This is a genomic window from Pseudomonas sp. ICMP 561 (assembly GCF_002699985.1).
Taxonomy (GTDB): Bacteria; Pseudomonadota; Gammaproteobacteria; order Pseudomonadales; family Pseudomonadaceae; genus Aquipseudomonas; species Aquipseudomonas quasicaspiana.
On the sequence record NZ_LKBT01000056.1, the window covers coordinates 25,578 to 47,651 of the forward strand.

A 22,074-nucleotide genomic window follows, 5' to 3' on the forward strand; every position below is an offset into this window, starting at 1 on the left:
CGCTCACAGCTCAATGCCTTTCTGGGCACGAATGCCAGACTGGAAGGCGTGCTTGACCACGGTGATATCGGAAACCGTATCGGCCATGTCGATCATTTCCGGCTTGGCACTGCGACCGGTGACGATCACGTGCTGCATCGGCGGACGCGCCTGCAAGTCGCTGAGCACTCGCTCGATGTCCAGATAGCCGTGCTTGAGGGCAATGTTCAGTTCGTCCAGCACCACCAGGCCAATGGACGGATCACGAAGCATTTCCAGAGACACTTCCCAGGCGGCTTCGGCCGCAGCGATATCGCGCTGACGGTCCTGGGTTTCCCAGGTATAGCCCTCACCCATTACGTAGTAACGGACCTGCTCCGGGAAGCGCCGAAAGAAGAACTCTTCGCCCGTGCTGTGACTGCCTTTGATGAACTGCACGACGCCGCACTGGATGTCGTGGCCCATGGCCCGGGCGAGCATGCCGAACGCGGAGCTGCTTTTGCCTTTGCCATTGCCGGTCAAGACCAACAGCAAACCGCATTCGTTAGGGGCGCTGGCAATGCGCTCGTCCATGACGGCTTTCTTGCGCAGCATGCGCGCCAGATGGCGTTCGTCACGTTCAGGGGATTCGTTCATCTCAGCTCTCCGCTTGAGGGCACGCGAAAGCAGACGGAGGGCATAGCAAAGACTGACAGCACGACCACAGGTCATGCGCAGAGCATCGCCCGCCGTGATGCTGTTGAATGGATCAGGCCGGTCTCCGGGCTCATGAGCGGGCGAACCCGGCTGCGCGCCTTCCCATGCCTGAGCACAGTGGCAGATTGCGCAGCTTTCACTCATTTACCGTTGCGGGGGCAGCGCCGGAATAGCTCGAAAAAGAGCGAACGCACCGGCTTCCCTGTTTCACTCGATCAGTCCGCGGACGATGAGCACCTGAAACAAGCGCGCAGGTTAGAGCGTTGACCCGGGAGCGTCAATCAACACAGGGGTTGAACCTCAACCGCGTGAGGGCCTCTACCGCTTACTGCACCACTGCCCGTTACGGAGATCCACCATGTTCACGCTCAAACCGCACTACGCCGTCTTGCTCGTGCTCGCCGCTGGCCTCGCGGGCTGTGGCGAGTCCTCGACCCTGCAAGTCACGGACGGAACAGGCCCGTCTCCGAAGCTGCCGGAGCCCAACAAGACCCTGATCCCGACGGTCAACATTGCCCCGGCCGTCGGCTGGCCGCAGGGTGGCAAACCTGTTGCAGCAGCGGGCACCCAAGTTGCCGCCTTCGCTGAAAACCTCGATCACCCGCGCTGGCTATATGTGTTGCCCAATGGCGATGTACTGGTCGCCGAAACCAATTCCCCGCCCAAACCCGATGACGACCAAGGCATTCGTGGCTGGGTCATGAAAAAGGTCATGGGCCGCGCCGGGGCCGGCGTGCCCAGCGCTAACCGGATTACCCTGTTGCGCGACAAGGATCACGACGGCGTGGCAGAAACCCGCACCGTGTTTCTGGAAAACCTCAACTCGCCGTTTGGCATGACGATGGTGGGTAACACGCTCTACGTCGCCGATACCGACCGGCTGATCAGCTTCCCCTATAAAGATGGCCAGACGGCGATCACCGCGCAACCGACCAAAATCGTCGATTTGCCCGGCGGTACGCTGAATCACCACTGGACCAAAAACGTCATCGCCAGCAAAGACGGCAGCAAGCTTTACGTAACGGTTGGCTCGAACAGCAACGTGGCGGAAAACGGCATGGCAGCTGAAGAAGGTCGGGCAGCAATCTGGGAAGTCGACCCGGCGAGCAAAACCCACCGCATCTTCGCTTCGGGTCTGCGCAACCCGAACGGCATGGACTGGGAGCCGACCACGGGCAAGTTGTGGACCGCGGTCAACGAGCGCGACGAAATCGGCAGTGACCTTGTGCCTGACTACGTGACCTCGGTTCAGGACGGAGCCTTTTATGGCTGGCCGTACAGCTATTACGGCCAGCATGTGGATGAGCGGGTTAAACCACAAAACCCGGAGCTGGTTGCCAAGGCCATTGCGCCTGACTTCGCGGTGGGTCCGCACACGGCCTCGCTGGGCCTGGTCTTCGCCGACGGCAAAACCTTGCCTGCACCGTTTAACGAAGGGATGTTCATCGGCCAGCACGGCTCGTGGAACCGCAAACCACATAGCGGATATAAGGTGCTGTTCGTGCCATTCAAAGACGGCAGACCAGCTGGTACGCCAATCGACCTGCTGAGCGGCTTCCTCAACGCCGACGAAAAGGCACAGGGCCGCCCGGTTGGCGTGGTGAATGACCATCAGGGTGGTTTGCTGGTGGCCGATGATGTGGGTAACAAAATCTGGCGGGTGACGGGAGCGAAGGCGCAACAGGCGGGTTTGAAGCCTTAGCCCTAAGGATCGCTGGATCGGGGGCATGCCTTCAGATTACGGTAAGTCCACTGACGCCATCGCGAGCAAGCTCACTCCTACAGAAGATCGAATTCCAACTGTAGGAGTGAGCTTGCTCGCGATGACGATGTACCAGTCAGTGCAAATCCAGCTGACACTCTGGGGATGAGAAACCAGCGGAAGAAAGTGATCTGCAACCTGGATTACTGATTGCGCGCCAGATTCGAAGGCTGGATCACTCGCTTGGCGTCCAGATAAGCCTTCTGCCAATAAGGTTTATCGAGGCTATCCAGCTTCACGGTTCCGCCGGTAGCAGGTGCATGTACAAAGCGCCCTTCGCCCACGTAAATGCCTGCATGGCTGACTTGCGAACCGCCGCCTGTGGCGAAGAACACCAGATCACCAGACTGCAGTTGCTCGCGCCCAACGCTCGGCGCACGCATCACGATCATGTCGCGGGTTGAACGTGGCAAGGCAATGCCCGCCGCATCACGATAGACAAAACCGATCAGACCGCTGCAATCAAAACCTGAATCAGGCGTGTTGCCGCCCCAGCGATAGGGCGTGCCCACGAGTCCTAGAGCGCGGAACAACACGTCTTCGGCGGCAGGATTAGGGTTCTCGGCGGGAGCAACGATCACCGGGCGTTGAACGACCCGAGGCTGAGGCGGCGGCGCACTGGCGCAAGCACCCAGTAACGCAGCGAGAGAAATGACCACAATACGTAGCGTAATCGACATAAACACAACAACCCGAGGTGGATGCGGCTTACTTTGCCGGGAGCCCGAAAAGCACAAGACAGGCTTATAGCCTGTCTTTGTACGGGACGCTAATTATTTGTGATTACGCTTTTTGACCGCTGGAGTCTTGAGCGTCGTCGCCGTCATCGCAGTGGTCTGAGCGGGCGCAGTTGGCGATTCCATCGCCAGAGCACGCTTGGCTTCGATGAAGGTCTTGCTCCAGTACACATCGTCCAGGCTGTCTACACGGACACCGCCACTGCGACGACTGCTGGAGTGGATGAACTGATTGTCGCCCAGGTAGATAGCGGCGTGGCTGACGCGACCGCGACCGGCAGTGCTGAAGAACAGCAGATCACCTGGTTCCAGATCATTGCGCTTAACCAGCGGAGCATCGATGTTGATCATTTCACGGGAAGAACGCGGCAGGCTCATGCCCGCCTCTTCACGGAACAGATAACCAATGAAGCCGCTGCAATCAAAACCGGACTTGGTGGAGGTACCGCCGAAACGGTAACGGGTACCGATCAGGGATTTACCACGTTCAAGAATGCTGTCAGCCAAAACTGGCAACTGATAAGGCTTGTTGTCGGAGAAACGCGCCAGTTCAGTTTCTGTCGCCAGTTCTTCCTGCAAAACCGAACGATCTGAACGGACGTTTGCATTGGGAGCGCTGACCGATCTGGCGGTTTGCTGCTGTACTTGCTGTTGTTGCGAGACCGGTGAATTGGCGGCGCAACCTATAAGCAGGGTGACAAGTGCGAGAGGCACGAGGGGTGCGAAGCGAGCTAGCATGGGCACGACCGTGGCTGATAAGTATTAAGAAGCCGCGACTATGCCCACTCTCATTCTGATTTGCAAATTCAATCGAACTAAATGTGACTTACCAGATCGTCCATGACATGTACCGCTCGACAGGCCAAAAACACGTCCATTTGGGCGCTATGATCGGTTGGCGTCAAATTTACTAGCGCCGTAAAACCGCCGCAAACCCTTGTTCTTACTACGGGTTCATGGATATAGGGGAAGCTTGCAGTGGTGCCAATACTCAGCACTGCATCAAAGCCTTTTGCCATCTCTTCATAGAGTATTTGCATCGCTTGCTCGGGCAACATCTCTTGAAACAAAACGACGGATGGTCGCATTACGCCACCACAAAACGAACAGAGAGGTGGAAGAGGTCGTTCCAGGTGCGTACTTAAATCAGCATCCTCTGCACCGCATGACTGACAAAAAAGCGGTGCCATCTGCCCATGAATTTCAATCAGTCGCTCAGGCGGACTGCCCGCCGCGCGATGATAGCCATCCACATTTTGCGTCAGCACCCAGCATTCCGGCTTTTTGCGTTGCAGCTCGGCGATGGCGTAATGGGCGGCATTGGGCTGGCCTCCCAGGCATGCCCTTCCCAACTGCGCGATGTACTTCCAGCACAGCGCAGGATCGCGGCGCAGCATGGGGCCCGACAAAGCCATTTCGATTGGAATACCGTCGTCGGTTTCACCGTTATACAAGCCACCGACGCCGCGATAGGTCGGTAGCCCCGAATCCGCTGACAAACCTGCACCGGTAATAACCAGAATCCGCCGGGCATGACGCAGCGCCGAGGCGGTTTGCAGCAGCAACGCGGGGTCTACCACCCAAGCGTCTCTTTAAGGAAGGGAATGGTCAGCTTGCGCTGGGCCTGCAATGAGGCCTGATCGAGGGTTTCCAGCAGATCGAACAATGCGCTCATGCTGCGAGTGCCACGGGTCAGGATGAAATGTCCGACCTCGTCAGTCAGATGCAGCCCGCGTCGCGATGCCCGCAGTTGCAGAGCACGCAGTTTGTCTTCGTCAGACAGGCCACGCATCTGGAACACCAGCGCCATGGTCAGGCGTGATTTGAGGTCGGGAAGTTTGACCGGTAACTCGCGGGGGGACTGCGATGCTGCAATCAGCAGACGGCGACCACTGTCGCGCAATCGATTGAACAGGTGAAAGAGTGCTTCTTCCCATTCCGGCTTGCCGACGATGGCTTGCAGGTCGTCGAGGCAGACCAGTTCGTATTGCTCAAGGTTGTCGAACAGTTCGACGCCTTCATCAATCACTTCAGCCAGTGGCAGGTAAACCGCCGGCTCGCCCATCTGCTCGAAACGCAGGCACGCGGCCTGCAACAGGTGAGTCCGACCTACGCCATCCTTGCCCCATAGATAAATGAGGCTTTCGGTCCAGCCCGCCTCGGCTTCGCACAGCCGCTCGACGTAGCCGAGTGCCGCAGCATTGGCGCCGGGATAGTAATTGATGAAGGTGGCGTCATCACGCAGACGCACACCCAGGGGCAGCTGAATAGGTTTCATGCTGGCTGAACGGTTCAAATGAACCGTTAGGGGCCTCTGTGTAAAGTGCGCAAAGTTTATACCCGTGACGCTGGGGGCACAATGCGCCAGACCATAAGCAAAATCAAAGGTTTGCGTGAATCCAGCACAATGGTAGAGCGCTGTCCCTGTTGGAGCGAGGCTTGCCCGCGAAGAACAATAACGCGGTTATGCAGCAGACCGGGTTATCGTTCTTCGCGGGCAAGCCTCGCTCCAACAGGTATTTACGGATCCAAAAGAAGGGATCTCCACCTCCGTTTCTCCCCCCCCGCCGTAAACATCCGACTCTTTATAGACGTCATGCGCGTGACGGACCAGAACCATGATCACCGCTGCCACCGGTAGAGCCAGCAGGATCCCGGTGAAGCCGAACAACTCACCGCCCGCCAGAATCGCGAAGATCACCGCCACCGGATGCAGGCCGATCCGATCGCCGACCAGCAAGGGCGTGAGCACCATGCCTTCAAGCGCCTGACCGACCATGAACACCGCCGCGATACCCAGCATCGGGTAAAGGTCGCCGCCAAACTGGAACAGCCCGGCCACCAGCGCTGCGCCGATACCGATCACGAAACCCATATAAGGCACGATGGCGGCCAGACCGGCAATCACGCCGATCAACAGACCTAATTCCAGGCCCACCAACATCAAGCCGGCCGCGTAGATCACGCCCAGACCCACCATCACCAGCAACTGGCCGCGAATGAACGCACCCAGCACCTCATGACATTCGCCCGCCAGCTTGACGACCTGCTCTTCACGATGGCGCGGCAACAGGCCACGAATCTTGGCCATCATCACGTCCCAGTCCCGCAGCAGGTAGAAACACACCACAGGGATCAGCACCAGGTTGGTGATCCAGCCGATCAGCGCGAGGCTGGAGGCTGTCGCCCTGGACAATACAGCGCTGACGATATCGCCGGTCTGGCCCATGTGCTCGGAAATCGCCGCCTTGACTTTATCGAACTTCCAGAAGCCGTCAGCCAGTCCGAACTTGGTCTGCACCCACGGCAAAGCGCTGTGCTGCAACCAGTCCAGTATTTGTGGCGCCAGCTCATACAGACGGAACAGCTGCTTGGCGAGCATCGGTATCAGCACCAGCAGCAAGCCCATCAGGATCAGCGTAAACAGACCAAACACGGCCACCACGCTTAACGTCCGCGACAGGCCCAGCTTTTCCAGCTTGTCGGTCAGTGGGTCGCCCATGTAAGCCAACAGCAGCGCCACCAGAAACGGAGTCAGAATCCCGTGCAGCAAGAATACAAACAGGAACAGCAGAACAACCCCGCCAATCCAGAACCAGCGCCGTGTGTCAGTCATCAAAGCCCCTCAACTAAAATAAAAGCCCGCTGGAAAATCTACGTTGGCCTGCAAACCCAATTCCCGGTCGATCCCACAGATGCATCCATAACAAACCGCTGTCACGCGGCAAACTCAGGACCTGTAGGAGCTGCCGAAGGCTGCGATCGCGGTGCGTCAGGAGAAATGCTTCGCAGCCTTCGGCAGCTCCTACAGAAAAACATTCCAAATCACTTCGCGGGCGAGTCGGAACTCCGCCCGCTCGCTCATACAGATCCAGTCTCGCGCTCTTAACCGACAGCTTGCCGCAGCGATAAGTCACCAGCGGAAGTAAATCTGCGGTGCTGCTGTTGGCACGATTGTCGGCGCGGGAGCCTGAACCGCTCCTGTAGCGTCAACTGGTGCCGGTGCAGCCTGCTCAGGTGCAGCGGGAGCAGTCGGCGCCTGAGCAGCTTCGGCTGCCGGAATCTCCTGCAACTTGGCCAGCGACAATTGCGAACGCAGTTGCTCGGCACTGCCGTTCACTTCGTAAATGATGCGATCGCCTTCAACCAGCTTCAGACGCGCGCCAAACGGTTCGAGTAACTGCATCAGTTGCGCATAGCGTTCCAGAGTCATGCCTTGCACCTGCATCAGCAGCCCGCTGGAGGCGCCTGGCTTGGCCACAAAACGCGGCGCCAGTCGTTCGCTGACGGCCAGTAACACAGCGTCAGCCAAGGCCTCGGAGCTGGCAGCCGTCGCGGTGCCCTGCTCGCGCTTGTCGCCCATCCACAAACGCCATTTGCCCTGCCACTGTCCGGCCTCTTCCTTGGCGTGCACGGCCAACAAGGCATCCGCGCCGTATCGCTCTGACGCCTGCTTCAACGCAGTGGGATCCGTGCCTTCTATATTTTTCGCGGTACCCACGCCCTGTTCTTCCAGGTCCGCCAGCGGCAGACGCAGTGGCAAGGCACGGTGCTGGGCCGCACGACGCAGGGGTTCAGCAGAAGCCTGACCGTCGCCGACCAGATTGGAACCTTCGGTTGCATCATTCAGCCACCACCCAAGGATAGTCGGCCGATTGCTGCCCCACAGCGAATAACCGGCCTGGCGCAACGCACGGTCGGTGCTGGCCGGATCGAAATCCACCAGCAGGGTTTCCGGGGGCCCGGCGTCATAACCATATTGACTGATGATCTGCTGCGGATCCTTACGCAACTCGGCCAGCGATGAACTCTGCGGAGCACGAGCATCGCCGGTCAGGCGCAGGACCATGGTTTCCAGCGCAGCCTGGGTGGCACGTGTGCGCTCGTCAGGCGTCTGGCCACTGACGGGTTCACGGACTTGATAAAGATTGTTAACGGTTTCAGCGAAGCCCGGCAGACTGAATAGTGAGAGGCAGCCGGCAAAAAACAGATTCGAAAGACGCATGGACAGTTCCCGAACGGAAAAGCGGCCATAAAGAACCGCATCGAAATGACTGGCGTGAGTGAGACCGCAGCGAGCAGCTAAACATTCACAACAAAGATGAAGGCTACACCTTATAGGGGCGGCATCGAATCAACCAGTCCACAGACACACAGGTTTTTTTGCTTTCAATGCGCCAGCCCGTCGGCCTAAGGATGGCCGGTAAGGCCCAAGCCTGATAAAATCGCGCGCCTTCGCAGACTGGCGATGGTGGCGGCCCGAAAACTGGACACAGCTTTCAGCGGCCCCGCTGTTTCGGTCGATCCCCCGAATCCCCCCTAAAGGCCTGGATTATGAGCAAGCAACCCTCCCTGAGCTACAAAGACGCCGGTGTAGACATCGACGCCGGTGAAGCATTGGTCGAACGCATCAAGAGCGTTGCCAAGCGCACCAAGCGGCCGGAAGTCATGGGCGGCCTGGGTGGCTTCGGCGCCCTCTGCGAAATCCCGGCTGGTTACAAGCAGCCTGTGCTGGTTTCCGGCACCGACGGCGTCGGCACCAAACTGCGCCTGGCGCTGAACCTGAACAAGCACGACACCATCGGCATTGATCTGGTCGCCATGTGCGTCAACGACCTGGTGGTGTGCGGCGCAGAGCCGCTGTTCTTCCTGGATTACTACGCCACCGGCAAACTCAACGTCGACACCGCTGCTGACGTGGTCACCGGCATTGGCGCTGGCTGTGAACTGGCGGGTTGCTCGCTGGTAGGCGGCGAGACTGCTGAAATGCCAGGCATGTACGAAGGCGAAGACTACGACCTGGCAGGCTTCTGCGTTGGCGTCGTGGAGAAGGCCAAGATCATCGACGGCTCGAAAGTCGCTGCCGGTGATGCCCTGCTCGCCCTGCCGTCTTCCGGTCCGCACTCCAACGGCTACTCATTGATCCGCAAGATCATCGAAGTCGCCGGTGCCGATATCGAAACCATCCAGCTGGACGGCAAGCCGCTGACCGAACTGCTGATGGCACCGACCCGCATCTACGTAAAACCTCTGCTCAAGCTGATCAAGGAGACGGGCGCTGTCAAAGCCATGGCCCACATCACTGGCGGCGGTCTGCTGGACAACATCCCGCGCGTGCTGCCAGCTGGCGCTCAGGCGGTAGTCGACGTGGCGAGCTGGCAGCGTCCAGCCGTATTCGACTGGCTGCAGCAGCAAGGCAACGTCGCTGAAAACGAAATGCACCGCGTGCTGAACTGCGGCGTCGGCATGGTTATCTGCGTCGCTCAGGAGCACGTTGAAACCGCGCTGAACGTTCTGCGCGAAGCAGGCGAGCAGCCTTGGGTCATCGGCCAGATCGCCACCGCTGCCGAAGGCGCTGCGCAAGTCGAGCTGAAAAACCTCAAGGCGCACTGATGCCTGCAACCTGCGATGTAGTGGTGCTGCTGTCCGGCACCGGTGGCAACCTGCAAGCCATGATCGACAGCTTCAAGGGCGGTGATCACCCCGCCCGCATCCGCGCGGTGATTTCCAACCGCGCCGATGCCTTCGGTTTGCAGCGCGCCAGGGACGCAGGTATCGATACCAGCGTCCTCGATCACAAGGATTACGACGGTCGCGAGGCATTCGATGCCGCGCTGATCGAAGTGATCGACACCTACCAGCCGAAGCTGGTTGTCCTCGCCGGATTCATGCGCATCCTGACCGCGGGCTTCGTCCGGCATTATCAGGGGCGCCTGCTGAACATCCACCCTTCCCTGCTTCCTCTCTATAAAGGCTTGCACACCCACCAACGGGTGCTGGAAGCTGGCGACGCCGAGCATGGCTGTACCGTGCACTTCGTCACCGAGGAACTCGACGGGGGACCACTGGTCGTACAATCAGTGATTTCGGTGGAGCCCAACGATACGCCGAGCACTCTTGCCCAGCGTGTTCATGTTCAGGAACACCACATCTACCCACTGGCTATTCGCTGGTTTGCCGAGGGCCGCTTGAGCCTTGCCGCAGAAGGCGCATTATTGGACGGGCAGTTGATCGCCGCCAATGGCCACTTGATTCGAACCTAGGAGATATTATGCGTCGCGCTTTGCTGTTCGCTTTCGCTCTGCTCGCATTGCCTGCCACCCAGGCCGCAGACCTGCAACCCTTCTCCGCCAGCTACACCGCAGACTGGAAACAGCTGCCCATGAGCGGCACGGCCGAACGCAGCCTGACCTCCGGCCCGAACGGCGTCTGGACCCTGAATTTCAAGGCTTCCATGATGATCGCCAGTCTGAGCGAAGTCAGCACGTTGAAGGTCGACAAGGACACCATGCTGCCGCAGACCTACAACTTCGAGCGTGGTGGTCTGGGCAAGTCCAAGAAAGTTGATCTGGCGTTCGACTGGTCCACCAAGTTCATCACCGGCACGGATCGCGGCGACGCCGTCAAGCTGCCGCTGAACCGTGGTGTTCTGGACAAATCCACTTACCAACTGGCCCTGCAACACGATGTGGCCGCTGGCAAGAAGACCATGACCTATCAAGTCGTCGACGGTGACGAGATTGATACCTACGACTTCCGCGTGCTGGGCTCCGAGAAGGTCGCCACCAAGGCCGGTCAGATCGACGCCATCAAGGTCGAGCGCGTGCGCGACCCGACTCAAAGCAAGCGTATTACCGTGCTCTGGTTCGCCAAGGACTGGGACTACCTGCTGGTTCGCCTGCAACAGGTCGAAACCGACGGCAAGGAATACAACATCATGCTGCTGGACGGCACGGTGAATGGCAAAGCGGTCAAAGGCAGCTGATAGCAGCCAAGCCGTACTCAAGAGCCCCGCCATTGTGCGGGGCTTTTTTGTGCGGTCCTCGACATCACCACCCACGGTAGGAGCCAACTTGTTGGCGAGGCGGTTAGGCAGGCGACGCTCATCTATCGTCTGTACCAGCCCCTCGCGAACAAGTTCGCTCCTACCGGGATTACGCGTCAGTCTGAACCTGCGAGCGCCAGATGAAATAATCTTCATTTACCTGACAGACCCGCTGTAGCCCTTATAAATAAAGGCTCCCAGCACCCAGCCGAGCCCCGCAACCGAACATGAAAAAAACCAACTATTTACGTAGTCAGCTAACAAATTCTATAACTGAGGCCTGCGACAGATCGCCGCAGTCCAAGTCAGGAGTTTGAACGATGACCGTAATAGTAACTGAACGCGATGACGCCCATATCTCCCACGAAAGCATTGCCGATGGCATTCAAATCTGGGACGTCTACCAGCAGGATCAACTGGTCGGCATGTTTCACGTAGAGTCCGATGCGCAGCGCTACAAGATGGAACTCGAGGCGCAGGAAAACCAACGCAGTCAGTGATCGCTGACGTGCTGGATGACAAACAGAATCGCTTAAAAAACAAAACCCGCACTTGGCGGGTTTTGTTTTGACACGACGCTGGTATTACCACATCAGATCATCAGGGATCTTGTAAGCCGCGTACGGATCATCGCCGTCTGCCTTCTCTTCAGTCGGCTCGCTCAACATCACGATGCGACGCGGGTCGCGCTCCTGAATCTTCAGCGCCGCCTCACGCGGAATGACTTCATAACCCCCACCATGACTGACGATGGCCAGCGAGCCGTTGCTCAGCTTGCTGCGCATCAGGTTGTTGACCGACAGGCGCTTGACCTTCTTGTCGTCGACGAAGTTGTAGTAATCCTCGGTGGTCAGCTTGGGCAGGCGTGACGATTCGATCAATTGCTTGACCTGAGCGGCGCGGGCCTTCTGCTCGACCTTCTCCTGCTGCTGCCGATTGAGCTCCTGATCGCGCTTGACCTTCTCGGCCGCGGCTTCCTGGGCGGCACGCTTTTGCGAGTCGTCGATTTCAATCTGGCCTTTGTGGGCCAGACGCTGTTCTTTCTGCTTGTCTTTGCTGACCTGTTTGGCCTGCTTCTGGTTGACCAGGCCTGCCTTGAGTAACTGATCGCGAAGGGAAATGCTCATTGTCTACTCACTTATGCAGATGCAGCGAGCTCAGCCACAGCTGGGCGCGTTCTTTTCCTGACGTTTGGCTTCGCCCCACAGAGCGTCCATTTCTTCAAGGGTGCAATCTTCCATGGGACGCTGGGTGTCGCGCAATGCCTGTTCGATAAATCGGAAGCGGCGTTCGAATTTGCGGTTGGCAGCGCGCAGGGCATTTTCAGGATCGACCTTGAGATGCCGGGCCAGATTCACCGCTGCAAACAACAGATCGCCAACCTCTTCCTCAATGCCCGCAGCGTCGTTGTCAGCCATGGCTTCCAGCACTTCATCGAGCTCTTCGCGGACATTGTCGACCACGGGCAAGGCTGAAGGCCAGTCGAAACCTACCTGTGATGCCCGTTTTTGCAACTTGGCGGCACGAGACAACGCAGGCAAAACGGCGGGCACGTCGTCGAGCAGTGACAATTGCTCGGGCGCCTTTGCCTTGACGGCGCGCTCCTGAGCCTTGATCTCCTCCCAGCGCTGCTTGACCTCTTCGTCGTTCAAGCGCGGCGTTTCCAGTGGCGCATACAAATCGCCCGTGGGAAAAACATGAGGGTGGCGACGGATCAGCTTGCGCGTAATCCCATCGATCACACCGTCAAACTCGAATCGCCCTTCTTCCCGAGCCAGTTGGCTGTAGTACACCACCTGAAACAGCAAATCGCCCAGCTCACCCTTGAGATCATCGAAGTCACCGCGCTCGATGGCGTCGGCGACTTCGTAAGCCTCTTCAAGGGTGTGCGGCACGATGCTGGCGTAATTCTGCTGCACGTCCCACGGGCAACCGTATTTCGGGTCACGCAGACGGGCCATGAGGTGGAGCAGGTCTTGGAGAGAGTACATGGAGGTCCTGGTTCAGTCAGACTGCCACCGGTAGGAGCGAACTTGTTCGCGAGGCGACCGTCCTGAGTACACAGGTCCATTGCTTCGCGAACAAGTTCGCTCCTACCGGGGCAAGCACGATCAAGGCGTTCTGTTTCGCCGCGTCTCGATAATGTTCGGCAATTGCGAGATCCGCCCCAGCAAGCGGCCCAAGGCATCCAGCCCCGGGATCTCGATGGTCAGCGACATCAACGCCGTGTTGTCCTCTTTGTTCGAGCGGGTGTTGACCGCCAGTACGTTGATCCGCTCGTTGAGCAGGATCTGCGATACGTCACGCAGCAGACCGGAACGGTCGTAAGCACGGATGATGATGTCCACCGGATAGGTGAGCACCGGCACCGGGCCCCAACTGACCTGAATGATCCGCTCGGGCTCGCGACCGCCCAACTGCAGGACCGAGGCGCAGTCCTGACGGTGAATGCTCACCCCACGGCCTTGCGTGATATAGCCGACGATGGCATCGCCCGGCAGCGGCTGGCAGCAGCCCGCCATCTGCGTCATCAGGTTGCCGACACCCTGAATCTGGATATCGCCACGCTTGCCGGGCTTGTAGCCGGTGGCTTTGCGTGGGATCAGTTCCAGTTGCTCGTTGCCGCGCTCTGGCTCGACCAGCTGTTGCGCCAGATTGACCAGTTGAGTCAGACGCAAATCGCCCGCACCCAACGCCGCGTACATATCGTCGGCGGCGCGCATGTTGGCTTTTTCCGCCAACCGCTCGTGGTCCACCGCTGGCAGTGCCAGACGCGCCAGCTCCCGCTCAAGCAAGGTTCGACCGGCCGCAACGTTCTGGTCACGCGCCTGCAATTTGAACCAGTGAACGATTTTCGCCCGCGCCCGGGAAGTAGTGATGTAACCCAGGTTGGAGTTCAGCCAGTCACGGCTCGGCGTCCCCTGCTTACTGGTGATGATCTCGACCTGCTCACCGGTCTGCAGGCTGTAGTTGAGCGGTACGATCCGGCCATTGATCTTCGCGCCCCGGCAGTTGTGGCCGATTTCGGTGTGTACCCGATAAGCGAAGTCCAGCGGTGTAGCGCCCTTGGGCAAGTCAATGGCGTGGCCGTCCGGCGTGAAGACGTAGACGCGATCCGGCTCGATGTCGACGCGCAGCTGTTCAGCCAGCCCACCGATATCGCCCAGCTCTTCGTGCCATTCCAGCACCTGACGCAGCCAGGAGATTTTCTCTTCGTAATGATTGGAGCCGGATTTAACGTCAGTGCCCTTGTAACGCCAGTGCGCACAGACGCCCAGCTCGGCTTCTTCGTGCATGGCATGGGTACGGATCTGGACTTCCAGCACCTTGCCTTCCGGCCCGATGACCGCAGTGTGCAGCGAGCGATAGCCGTTTTCCTTGGGGTTGGCGATGTAGTCGTCAAACTCCTTGGGAATGTGCCGCCACAAGGTGTGCACGATACCCAGCGCGGTGTAGCAGTCGCGCATTTCCGGAACCAGCACCCGCACGGCGCGAACGTCGTAGATCTGGCTGAAGTCCAGACCCTTGCGCTGCATTTTGCGCCAGATGGAATAGATATGTTTGGCCCGACCACTGATATCGGCTTTGACGCCCGTGGCCAGCAGTTCGTTGTCCAGTTGCGACATCACTTCGCTGATGAAACGCTCGCGATCAAGGCGACGCTCGTGCAGCAACTTGGCGATCTGCTTGTATTGCTCAGGCTCCAGGTAGCGGAAGGACAAGTCCTCCAGCTCCCATTTGATATGGCCGATACCCAACCGGTGGGCCAGCGGCGCGTAAATATCGAAGACTTCACGGGCCACGCGATTGCGTTTTTCTTCGTCGGCATTCTTTACTGCACGGATTGCGCAGGTTCGCTCGGCCAGCTTGATCAAGGCAACGCGGACGTCGTCGACCATGGCCACCAGCATCTTGCGCAGGTTTTCCACCTGCACCTGAGTGCCCAATACCAACGACTGGCGCGGGCTGAGACTGGCGCTGATTGCCGCCATGCGCAGCACGCCATCGATCAGCCGGGCGACCGTTGCGCCGAAACGCTGCTCGACATCCGGCAAAGGAATCTTGCCTTCGCGCACGCCCCGGTACAAAACCGCAGCAACCAGCGAATCCTGGTCCAGCTTGAGGTCGGCGAGGATCTCGGCGATTTCCAGTCCCGTGTGAAAACTGGACGTGCCTTCGGCCCAGAGGTTCTTCGCTGCGTTGTCCTGCTGCTCGGCTTGCCGAACAAATTCACAGGCCTCTTTCAGCGCCTGTCGGTCCACTATGAGGTCGACGCTGACCACATGATCAAGCCACGCGTCGAGATTGATACTGCCGTCTGTGTTTATCGGCTGGTGTGCTCTCACCTGTACCATGTTGCTTACCTTCCCTACGGCGCGATGAATAGCGCCTACAGTCGCTGACCTTCTTGAGCGAACACTCCTCACCGGGCAAGCGAGGACTGGTGTCCGCGGGTCAGTCGGATTAAACGAGACTCCGTGTAAGCAGCCGACTCGATTCCCTGGGCCGCTGCTTACTTACTCGCTTCAAATAACGCCATCGCCTCGACATGTGCCGTCTGTGGAAACATATCGAGGATACCGGCACGTTTTAATCTGTAGCCCTGACTGAGCAATTCGACAGTGTCACGAGCCAAAGTTGCCGGGTTACATGAAACATAAAGTAACCGGCGGGCGCCTAATGTCTTCAGCTTGCGCACCACCTCAAAAGCACCGTCACGCGGCGGGTCCAACAGCACCGCAGTAAAGCCTTGCGCTGCCCATTCAGCCTTGTCCAGCGGCTGCGAAAGATCCGCCTGAAAAAATGCCACGTTGTGTAGATCATTACTCATTGCATTGCGGGTGGCACGCTCGACCATGGTCGCAACCCCTTCGACCGCTACCACCTCTTTGACCGTTTTAGCCAACGGCAAGGCAAAATTGCCCAGCCCGCAAAACAGATCCAGTACCCGCTCATCGGCCTGAGGTGCCAACCACTCCAGCGCCTGTTCGATCATCGCGGTGTTGACCGCCGCGTTGACCTGAATGAAATCTCCCGGCCGATACGCCAGCTCCAGATCCCAGGGCTCCAATCGATAGCCCAGGGATTGCGAAGCGTCTACCGGCTGCGGATCACCTTCCCCATGCAACCATAGTTGTGCGTCATGAGTATGGCAAAATGCTTTCAAATTGTTGAGATCGGTTTCAGCCAGTGGCGCAGTGTGCCGAACCAATACCGCGCTCGATGTCCCCCAAAACAATTCCACATGCCCCAGCACTTGAGGCTTGCTAAAGCTTTTCAGCATGCCCGGCAGTTGCATCATGATCGGTTGCAAGGCCTGTACCAGCACCGGGCATTCATCGATGGCGACGATGTCCTGACTGGCGGCGGCACGAAACCCAACGTCCAGCCGTTTCGCCTTGACGTCCCAGCGTACCGCGACCCGGGCGCGCCTGCGGTAGGCGAACTCCGGACCGGTCAGCGGCGCTGCCCACTGCTCTGGCTCAACGCCTGCGACCCGCTGCAACTGCTCGGCGAGCATGCGCTGTTTCAGGGCGAGCTGTTCAGCGTGGGGCACATGCTGCACGCTGCAGCCTCCGCAGCGACCGAAATGCACGCACGGCGCAGGACGACGCATCGCGCTGCCCTGGAACACACGTTCGGTGCGCGCTTCAACGATTTTGCCGTGGGCATTGAGTACCCGCGCCTCGACCTCTTCGCCTGCCAGACTGCCCGCGACGAACCAGGTCTTGCCTTCGAAAAACGCAATGCCGCGCCCATCGTTCGCCAGGCGCTCGATGGTCAGCCGCTGTTTCTTGCCCGTCGGAATCTGGTTTGCCCGGGTACCGCCTGCTGGCTGGAAGCGCAGGCCTCTTTCATGTTTGGCCATCAGTTGGGCGCGTCATAGACGCCAGTCGACAAGTAACGGTCGCCACGGTCACAAATGATCGCGACCAGGACCGCATTTTCGACTTCACGGGACAGACGCAACATGCCCGCAACCGAACCGCCCGAGGACACACCGCAGAAGATGCCTTCTTCCCGGGCCAGACGGCGCATGGTCTCTTCGGCCTCGACTTGGCCCATATCAATGATGCGATCCACCCGATCAGCCTGATAAATGCGCGGCAGGTACTCTTCCGGCCAGCGACGAATACCCGGGATCGCTGCGCCTTCCATCGGTTGCAGTCCGACGATCTGCACATTCGGGTTCTGCTCTTTCAGGTAACGCGACACGCCCATGATGGTGCCCGTGGTCCCCATGGAACTGACGAAATGGGTGACTGTGCCACCTGTCTGCTGCCAGATTTCGGGGCCGGTGCTGGTGTAGTGCGCCTGCGGGTTATCGCCGTTGGCGAACTGGTCAAGCACCTTGCCGCGACCTTCGCGCTGCATCCGCTCAGCCAGATCGCGAGCACCTTCCATGCCCTCTTCCTTGCTGACCAGAATCAGCTCGGCGCCGTAGGCAGTCATCGCCGCTTTGCGCTCGGCACTGGAGTTATCCGGCATGATCAGGACCATCTTGTAACCCTTGATCGCAGCGGCCATGGCCAGGGCGATACCAGTATTACCAGAGGTCGCTTCGATCAGGGTGTCACCAGGATGAATCTGACCACGCAGTTCGGCACGGGTAATCATCGACAGCGCAGGACGATCCTTGACCGAACCGGCGGGGTTATTCCCCTCCAGTTTCAGCAGGAGCGTATTGCTGGTATTACCCGCCATGCGCTGCAAGCGCACAAGCGGGGTGTTGCCGACGCAATCGGCAATGGTTGGGTACTGCAGGGTCATGGCGTATTCGCAATCCAGACTGCGGGGGCGCCTATCATAACGGCAAACGCCTAAAGCCCATATCACGCAAAGTGCGGGTCTTATCGCCAAATGGAATAACGCATAGTCAGCGATGCAAAGCCACCCTTCACCCAGTAGGGGTAATATGCGGCGATTGTGTTCGGTTAAATAGCTACACTGCCTGACACCAACCTCCCATCACCACCTTACAAGCCTGTGTAGATCACCGGCCATCCTCGCCCGCTGGAGAAAAAAGTGTGCTGAAAAAGCTGGGTATCAAAGGACGCGTCCTGCTGCTGACTGTCGTGCCAGCCATTATCATGGCGACGCTGCTGGGGGGATATTTCACCTGGATGCAGCTGCACGACTTGCAGGAGCAATTGTTACAGCGCGGCGAAATGATTGCCGAGGAGCTTGCGCCTCTTGCCGCGCCAGCGCTGGACCGCGGTGACAGCGCCCTGCTTGAACGCATCGCAGTGGAGACGCTGGAAGAAAACGACGTACGTTCCGTATCGTTTCTCAGCGCAGACCGGGTGCCACTGGCCCATGCCGGGCCGAGCATGATCAACTCGCCTCCCGAGGGCAACAGCACAAAACTCCTGCAACGCACCGGCAACGATGCGACACGCTACTTGCTACCGGTGCTCGGTCGCGAACGTCACCTGACCGGCGAAATCATCCCGAATGAAGCCGACCGCCTGCTGGGCTGGGTCGAAGTCGAGCTGACCCACAGCGGTACATTGCTGCGCGGTTATCGCAGCATGTTTTTCAGCCTGCTGCTGATTCTGGGCGGGATGGCCCTGACCGCAGTGCTCGCGCTGCGCATGAGCCGCACGATCAACGGCCCTATCAGCCTGATTAAACAAGCAGTTTCCCAACTCAAGGACGGTAATCTGGAAACCCGCCTGCCACCGCTGGGCAGTCTGGAACTGGATGAACTGGCTTCGGGCATCAACCGCATGGCCTCCACCTTGCAAAACGCCCAGGAAGAACTGCAACACAACATCGAACAGGCCACTGAAGACGTCCGGCAGAACCTGGAAACCATCGAAATCCAGAACATCGAACTGGATCTGGCGCGCAAAGAAGCGCTGGAAGCCAGCCGGATCAAATCCGAATTCCTGGCCAACATGAGCCATGAAATCCGCACGCCGCTCAATGGCATTCTTGGTTTTACCCATCTGCTGCAAAAAAGCGACCTCACCCCGCGCCAGTACGATTACCTGAGCACCATCGAAAAATCGGCCGACAGCCTGCTGGGGATCATCAACGAAATTCTCGACTTCTCGAAGATCGAGGCCGGCAAATTGGTCCTCGATAATGTGCCGTTCAACCTGCGTGATCTGCTGCAGGACACACTGACCATTCTTGCCCCAGCTGCCCACGCCAAACAGCTGGAGCTAGTCAGTCTGGTGTACCGCGACACGCCACTGTCATTGCTCGGCGACCCGCTGCGCCTGAAGCAGATCATGACCAATCTGGTCAGCAACGCGATCAAGTTCACCCGGGAAGGCACTATCGTCGCCAGGGCCATGGTCGAGGACGAAAGCGAAGACAGCGCCCAGTTACGCATTAGCGTGCAGGACACCGGGATCGGCTTGTCCAGCCAGGACGTGCGCGCCTTGTTTCAGGCCTTCAGCCAGGCCGATAACTCGTTGTCCCGACAGCCGGGCGGTACCGGTCTGGGCCTGGTGATTTCCAAGCGGTTGATCGAGCAGATGGGTGGCGAGATTGGCGTCGACAGCGAGCCGGGCGAAGGTTCGGAGTTCTGGATCAGCCTGCGCCTGCCCAAAGCCCGAGACGATATCGAGGACGCACCCGCCCTGCCGTTGCAGGGGCTGCGGGTCGCGGTAATGGAGCATCACGATCTGGCGCGGCAAGCCCTTGAGCATCAACTGGAAGACTGCGGCTTGCAGACACTGGTGTTCAACAACCTGGAAAACCTGCTCAACGGTGTCACCGCGGCGCATCAAACACCCGCAGCGATCAGCCTCGCCGTATTGGGTATCACTGCTCACGAGCTGCCGCCCGAGCGCCTGCGCCAGCACATCTGGGACCTGGAAAACCTCGACTGCAAAGTGCTGGTGCTGTGTCCGACCACCGAGCAGGCGTTGTTCCAGCTGGCGGTCCCGGACATCTATACCCAGTTGCAGGCCAAACCGGCCTGCACCCGCAAACTGCGCCGCGCCTTGTGCGAGCTGATCAGCCCGGTCGCCCAGCGCAGCGATACCGCCGAACCGTTGTCGAGCCGCCCGCCACGTCTGCTGTGCGTGGACGACAACCCGGCCAACCTGCTGCTGGTGCAAACCCTGCTGGAAGACATGGGCGCCGAAGTGACTGCGGTGGACAGCGGCTATGCAGCGCTGCACGCGGTGAAGACCGAGGCGTTCGATCTGGTGCTCATGGACGTGCAAATGCCCGGCATGGACGGGCGTCAGACCACTGAAGCAATCCGCGCCTGGGAGACCGAACGCCAGAGTTCGTCGCTGCCTATCGTCGCGCTGACCGCCCACGCAATGGCCAATGAAAAGCGCGCGCTGCTGCAGAGCGGCATGGACGATTACCTGACCAAGCCCATCAGTGAACGACAACTGGCCCAGGTGGTGCTCAAGTGGACGGGGCTGGCCCTGCGCAATCAGGCACCGGAGCGTCAAACCGAAAACACTCACCGCAGTGCCGACATGCATGTGCTCGATCACAGCGAAGGATTGAAACTGGCCGCAGGCAAACCCGATCTTGCCGCCGACATGCTGGCCATGTTGCTGGCATCACTGGAAGGCGACCGTGAAGCGATTCGCTCAGCCCGTGAAAGCGATGACCGGGAAGCCCTGCTCGAACGCGTCCATCGCCTGCACGGCGCCACCCGATATTGTGGAGTTCCGCAATTACGTGCTGCATGTCAACGCAGCGAAACGCTACTCAAGCAAAATGCACCGCAAGTCCACGATGCCCTGGACGAACTGGAATCAGCCATAAAACGCCTGGCCGACGAAGCGCGGGTGAGTGCCTGATCGAAGGGTTTGAGCCCACGGTCCATGGCACCGCGCTCACTCGCGCCAAACATAGAACTGTAGGAGCGCGCTTGCCCGCGATTCGGTCTGTCAGTCGATGAATATATCGTCTGTGCTGGCGCAATCGCGGGCAAGCGCGCTCCTACAGAAAAGGCATTTGAATTCAGTTAGTTACTTTATGTTCAATGGGAGCCGCCGAAGCTGCAAAGCAATATATCTGACACACCGCTTTCTCGGCCTTCGGCAGCGCCTACAAGATCCGGTATCTCTCCAACACTACAAGGAATCGTAGATGCGCACTCTGATCTTCAGCAGCCAGACTTACGACCGCGACAGCTTTCTTGCCGCGCGTCTGCCTGAATCGCTGCAACTGCACTTCCAGCCGGCTCGCCTGACAATGGAAACGGCCGCACTCGCGGACGGCCACGAAGTCGTGTGCGCGTTCATCAATGATGACCTCAGCGCGACCGTGCTGGAGCGCCTGGCTGCCGGAGGTACTCGGCTGATTGCTCTGCGTTCGGCCGGCTACAACCATGTCGACCTGCCAACCGCGCAGAAACTGGGGATCAGCGTGGTGCGGGTACCCGCCTATTCACCGCATGCCGTGGCCGAACATGCCGTCGCGCTGATTCTGGCCCTCAACCGTCGCCTGCATCGCGCCTACAACCGCACCCGTGACGGCGATTTCAGCCTGCATGGCCTGACCGGCTTCGATCTGGTGGGCAAAACCGTCGGCATCGTCGGCACCGGGCAGATCGGCGCAACCTTCGCCAAAATCATGTCGGGTTTCGGGTGCGAGTTGCTCGCCTACGACCCCTTCCCCAATCCACACGTCGAAGCCTTGGGCGCCCGCTACCTGATCCTCGAAGAATTGCTGCAACAGTCGCAGATCATCAGCCTGCACTGCCCGCTCACGCCAGCGACCCGACACCTGATCAATGCCCGGTCGCTGGCGACCATGCAGCGCGGTGCCATGTTGATCAACACAGGACGCGGCGCGCTGGTCGACACCCCGGCCCTGAGCGAAGCCTTGAAAAGCGGTCAGTTGGGTTATCTGGGGCTGGATGTCTACGAAGAAGAAGCGCTGCTGTTTTTCGAGGATCGGTCCGATCACCCGTTGCAAGATGACGTGCTTGCCCGCCTGCTGACCTTTCCCAATGTAATCGTGACCGCTCATCAGGCTTTTCTGACCCACGAAGCCCTGGGTGCTATCGCGCAGACCACGCTGGACAACATTCATGCCTGGGCCAGCGGTCAGCCGCAAAATCTCGTGGCAAGCTAGCGGGAGGAGAA

18 protein-coding genes, 1 pseudogene and 1 riboswitch are annotated in these 22,074 nt (G+C 59.1%); of the genes and pseudogenes, 7 read left to right on the forward strand and 12 right to left on the reverse strand.

Features of this window, described 5'->3' with window-relative positions; genetic code table 11:
* Positions 1-3: 3 nt before the first annotated feature.
* Positions 4-615 carry a cob(I)yrinic acid a,c-diamide adenosyltransferase gene (cobO, locus tag AO242_RS23900; RefSeq protein ID WP_099270625.1) on the reverse strand — a complete coding sequence of 204 codons (612 nt, stop codon included), beginning with the start codon at positions 613-615 and terminating at the stop codon, positions 4-6.
* A 98-nt stretch (positions 616-713) separates the two neighbouring features.
* Positions 714-931, reverse strand: a riboswitch (cobalamin riboswitch).
* Between the two features lie 102 nt (positions 932-1,033).
* Between cobO and AO242_RS23905 the strand changes: the two genes are divergently transcribed.
* Entirely contained in the window at positions 1,034-2,377 is a 1,344-nt protein-coding gene (locus AO242_RS23905; protein WP_099270626.1) for a PQQ-dependent sugar dehydrogenase, read from the forward strand.
* A gap of 203 nt (positions 2,378-2,580) precedes the next feature.
* Here AO242_RS23905 and AO242_RS23910 read toward each other — a convergent pair whose 3' ends face one another.
* The 6 genes and pseudogenes from AO242_RS23910 to AO242_RS23935 all read right to left on the reverse strand — a co-directional run bounded on the left by AO242_RS23910 (position 2,581) and on the right by AO242_RS23935 (position 8,179).
* On the reverse strand, positions 2,581-3,117 hold the full coding sequence (locus AO242_RS23910) for a C40 family peptidase (RefSeq protein WP_027902383.1): 537 nt from the start codon (positions 3,115-3,117) through the stop codon (positions 2,581-2,583).
* 93 nt (positions 3,118-3,210) lie between these two features.
* Positions 3,211-3,912, reverse strand: a complete 702-nt coding sequence (locus AO242_RS23915) for a C40 family peptidase (RefSeq protein WP_099270627.1) — start codon at positions 3,910-3,912, stop codon at positions 3,211-3,213.
* Positions 3,913-3,989: 77 nt separating this feature from the next.
* Positions 3,990-4,754, reverse strand: coding sequence for an NAD-dependent deacylase (locus AO242_RS23920; protein WP_164706036.1), 765 nt, complete (start codon positions 4,752-4,754; stop codon positions 3,990-3,992).
* On the reverse strand, positions 4,748-5,452 hold the full coding sequence (hda, locus tag AO242_RS23925) for a DnaA regulatory inactivator Hda (protein WP_027902380.1): 705 nt from the start codon (positions 5,450-5,452) through the stop codon (positions 4,748-4,750). Before hda ends, AO242_RS23920 begins: the two co-directional genes overlap by 7 nt.
* A 267-nt stretch (positions 5,453-5,719) precedes the next feature.
* Positions 5,720-6,790 (reverse strand): annotated as a pseudogene (locus AO242_RS23930) (AI-2E family transporter); the annotation flags it as partial.
* 297 nt (positions 6,791-7,087) lie between these two features.
* Entirely contained in the window at positions 7,088-8,179 is a 1,092-nt protein-coding gene (locus tag AO242_RS23935) for a DUF2066 domain-containing protein (RefSeq protein ID WP_099270629.1), read from the reverse strand.
* A gap of 329 nt (positions 8,180-8,508) precedes the next feature.
* Here AO242_RS23935 and purM point away from each other — a divergent pair, with 329 nt between their 5' ends.
* The 4 genes from purM (at position 8,509) to AO242_RS23955 (ending at position 11,499) form a co-directional block, all read left to right on the forward strand.
* Positions 8,509-9,567, forward strand: a complete 1,059-nt coding sequence (purM, locus tag AO242_RS23940; protein WP_099270630.1) for a phosphoribosylformylglycinamidine cyclo-ligase — start codon at positions 8,509-8,511, stop codon at positions 9,565-9,567.
* Complete coding sequence (gene purN, locus AO242_RS23945; RefSeq protein WP_099270631.1) at positions 9,567-10,217, forward strand: phosphoribosylglycinamide formyltransferase; 651 nt, start codon at positions 9,567-9,569, stop codon at positions 10,215-10,217. The genes purM and purN overlap by 1 nt, the downstream gene beginning before the upstream one ends.
* A gap of 8 nt (positions 10,218-10,225) precedes the next feature.
* Positions 10,226-10,939 carry a DUF3108 domain-containing protein gene (locus AO242_RS23950; RefSeq protein ID WP_027899227.1) on the forward strand — a complete coding sequence of 238 codons (714 nt, stop codon included), beginning with the start codon at positions 10,226-10,228 and terminating at the stop codon, positions 10,937-10,939.
* A gap of 380 nt (positions 10,940-11,319) precedes the next feature.
* On the forward strand, positions 11,320-11,499 hold the full coding sequence (locus AO242_RS23955) for a hypothetical protein (protein WP_027899228.1): 180 nt from the start codon (positions 11,320-11,322) through the stop codon (positions 11,497-11,499).
* A gap of 84 nt (positions 11,500-11,583) precedes the next feature.
* On the opposite strand, the gene AO242_RS23960 is transcribed toward AO242_RS23955, so the two are convergent.
* The 5 genes from AO242_RS23960 to cysM form a co-directional block, all read right to left on the reverse strand.
* Positions 11,584-12,126: a DUF2058 domain-containing protein gene (locus tag AO242_RS23960; RefSeq protein WP_027899229.1), complete on the reverse strand. Its 543-nt coding sequence runs from the start codon at positions 12,124-12,126 to the stop codon at positions 11,584-11,586.
* Between the two features lie 30 nt (positions 12,127-12,156).
* Complete coding sequence (gene mazG, locus AO242_RS23965; protein ID WP_027899230.1) at positions 12,157-12,990, reverse strand: nucleoside triphosphate pyrophosphohydrolase; 834 nt, start codon at positions 12,988-12,990, stop codon at positions 12,157-12,159.
* Positions 12,991-13,110: 120 nt separating this feature from the next.
* The gene (relA, locus tag AO242_RS23970) at positions 13,111-15,354 is read right to left on the reverse strand and encodes a GTP diphosphokinase (RefSeq protein ID WP_095094959.1); all 2,244 of its coding nucleotides are present in this window, start codon (positions 15,352-15,354) and stop codon (positions 13,111-13,113) included.
* A gap of 158 nt (positions 15,355-15,512) precedes the next feature.
* Complete coding sequence (rlmD, locus tag AO242_RS23975) at positions 15,513-16,868, reverse strand: 23S rRNA (uracil(1939)-C(5))-methyltransferase RlmD (protein WP_099270632.1); 1,356 nt, start codon at positions 16,866-16,868, stop codon at positions 15,513-15,515.
* Complete coding sequence (gene cysM, locus AO242_RS23980; protein WP_099270633.1) at positions 16,868-17,770, reverse strand: cysteine synthase CysM; 903 nt, start codon at positions 17,768-17,770, stop codon at positions 16,868-16,870. Before cysM ends, rlmD begins: the two co-directional genes overlap by 1 nt.
* Before the next feature lie 257 nt (positions 17,771-18,027).
* Here cysM and AO242_RS23985 point away from each other — a divergent pair, with 257 nt between their 5' ends.
* Positions 18,028-20,781 carry a response regulator gene (locus tag AO242_RS23985; RefSeq protein ID WP_099270634.1) on the forward strand — a complete coding sequence of 918 codons (2,754 nt, stop codon included), beginning with the start codon at positions 18,028-18,030 and terminating at the stop codon, positions 20,779-20,781.
* A 292-nt stretch (positions 20,782-21,073) separates the two neighbouring features.
* A complete protein-coding gene (locus AO242_RS23990) occupies positions 21,074-22,063 on the forward strand; it encodes a 2-hydroxyacid dehydrogenase (protein ID WP_099270635.1) in 990 nt (329 codons plus the stop codon).
* The last annotated feature ends 11 nt before the right edge of the window (positions 22,064-22,074 follow it).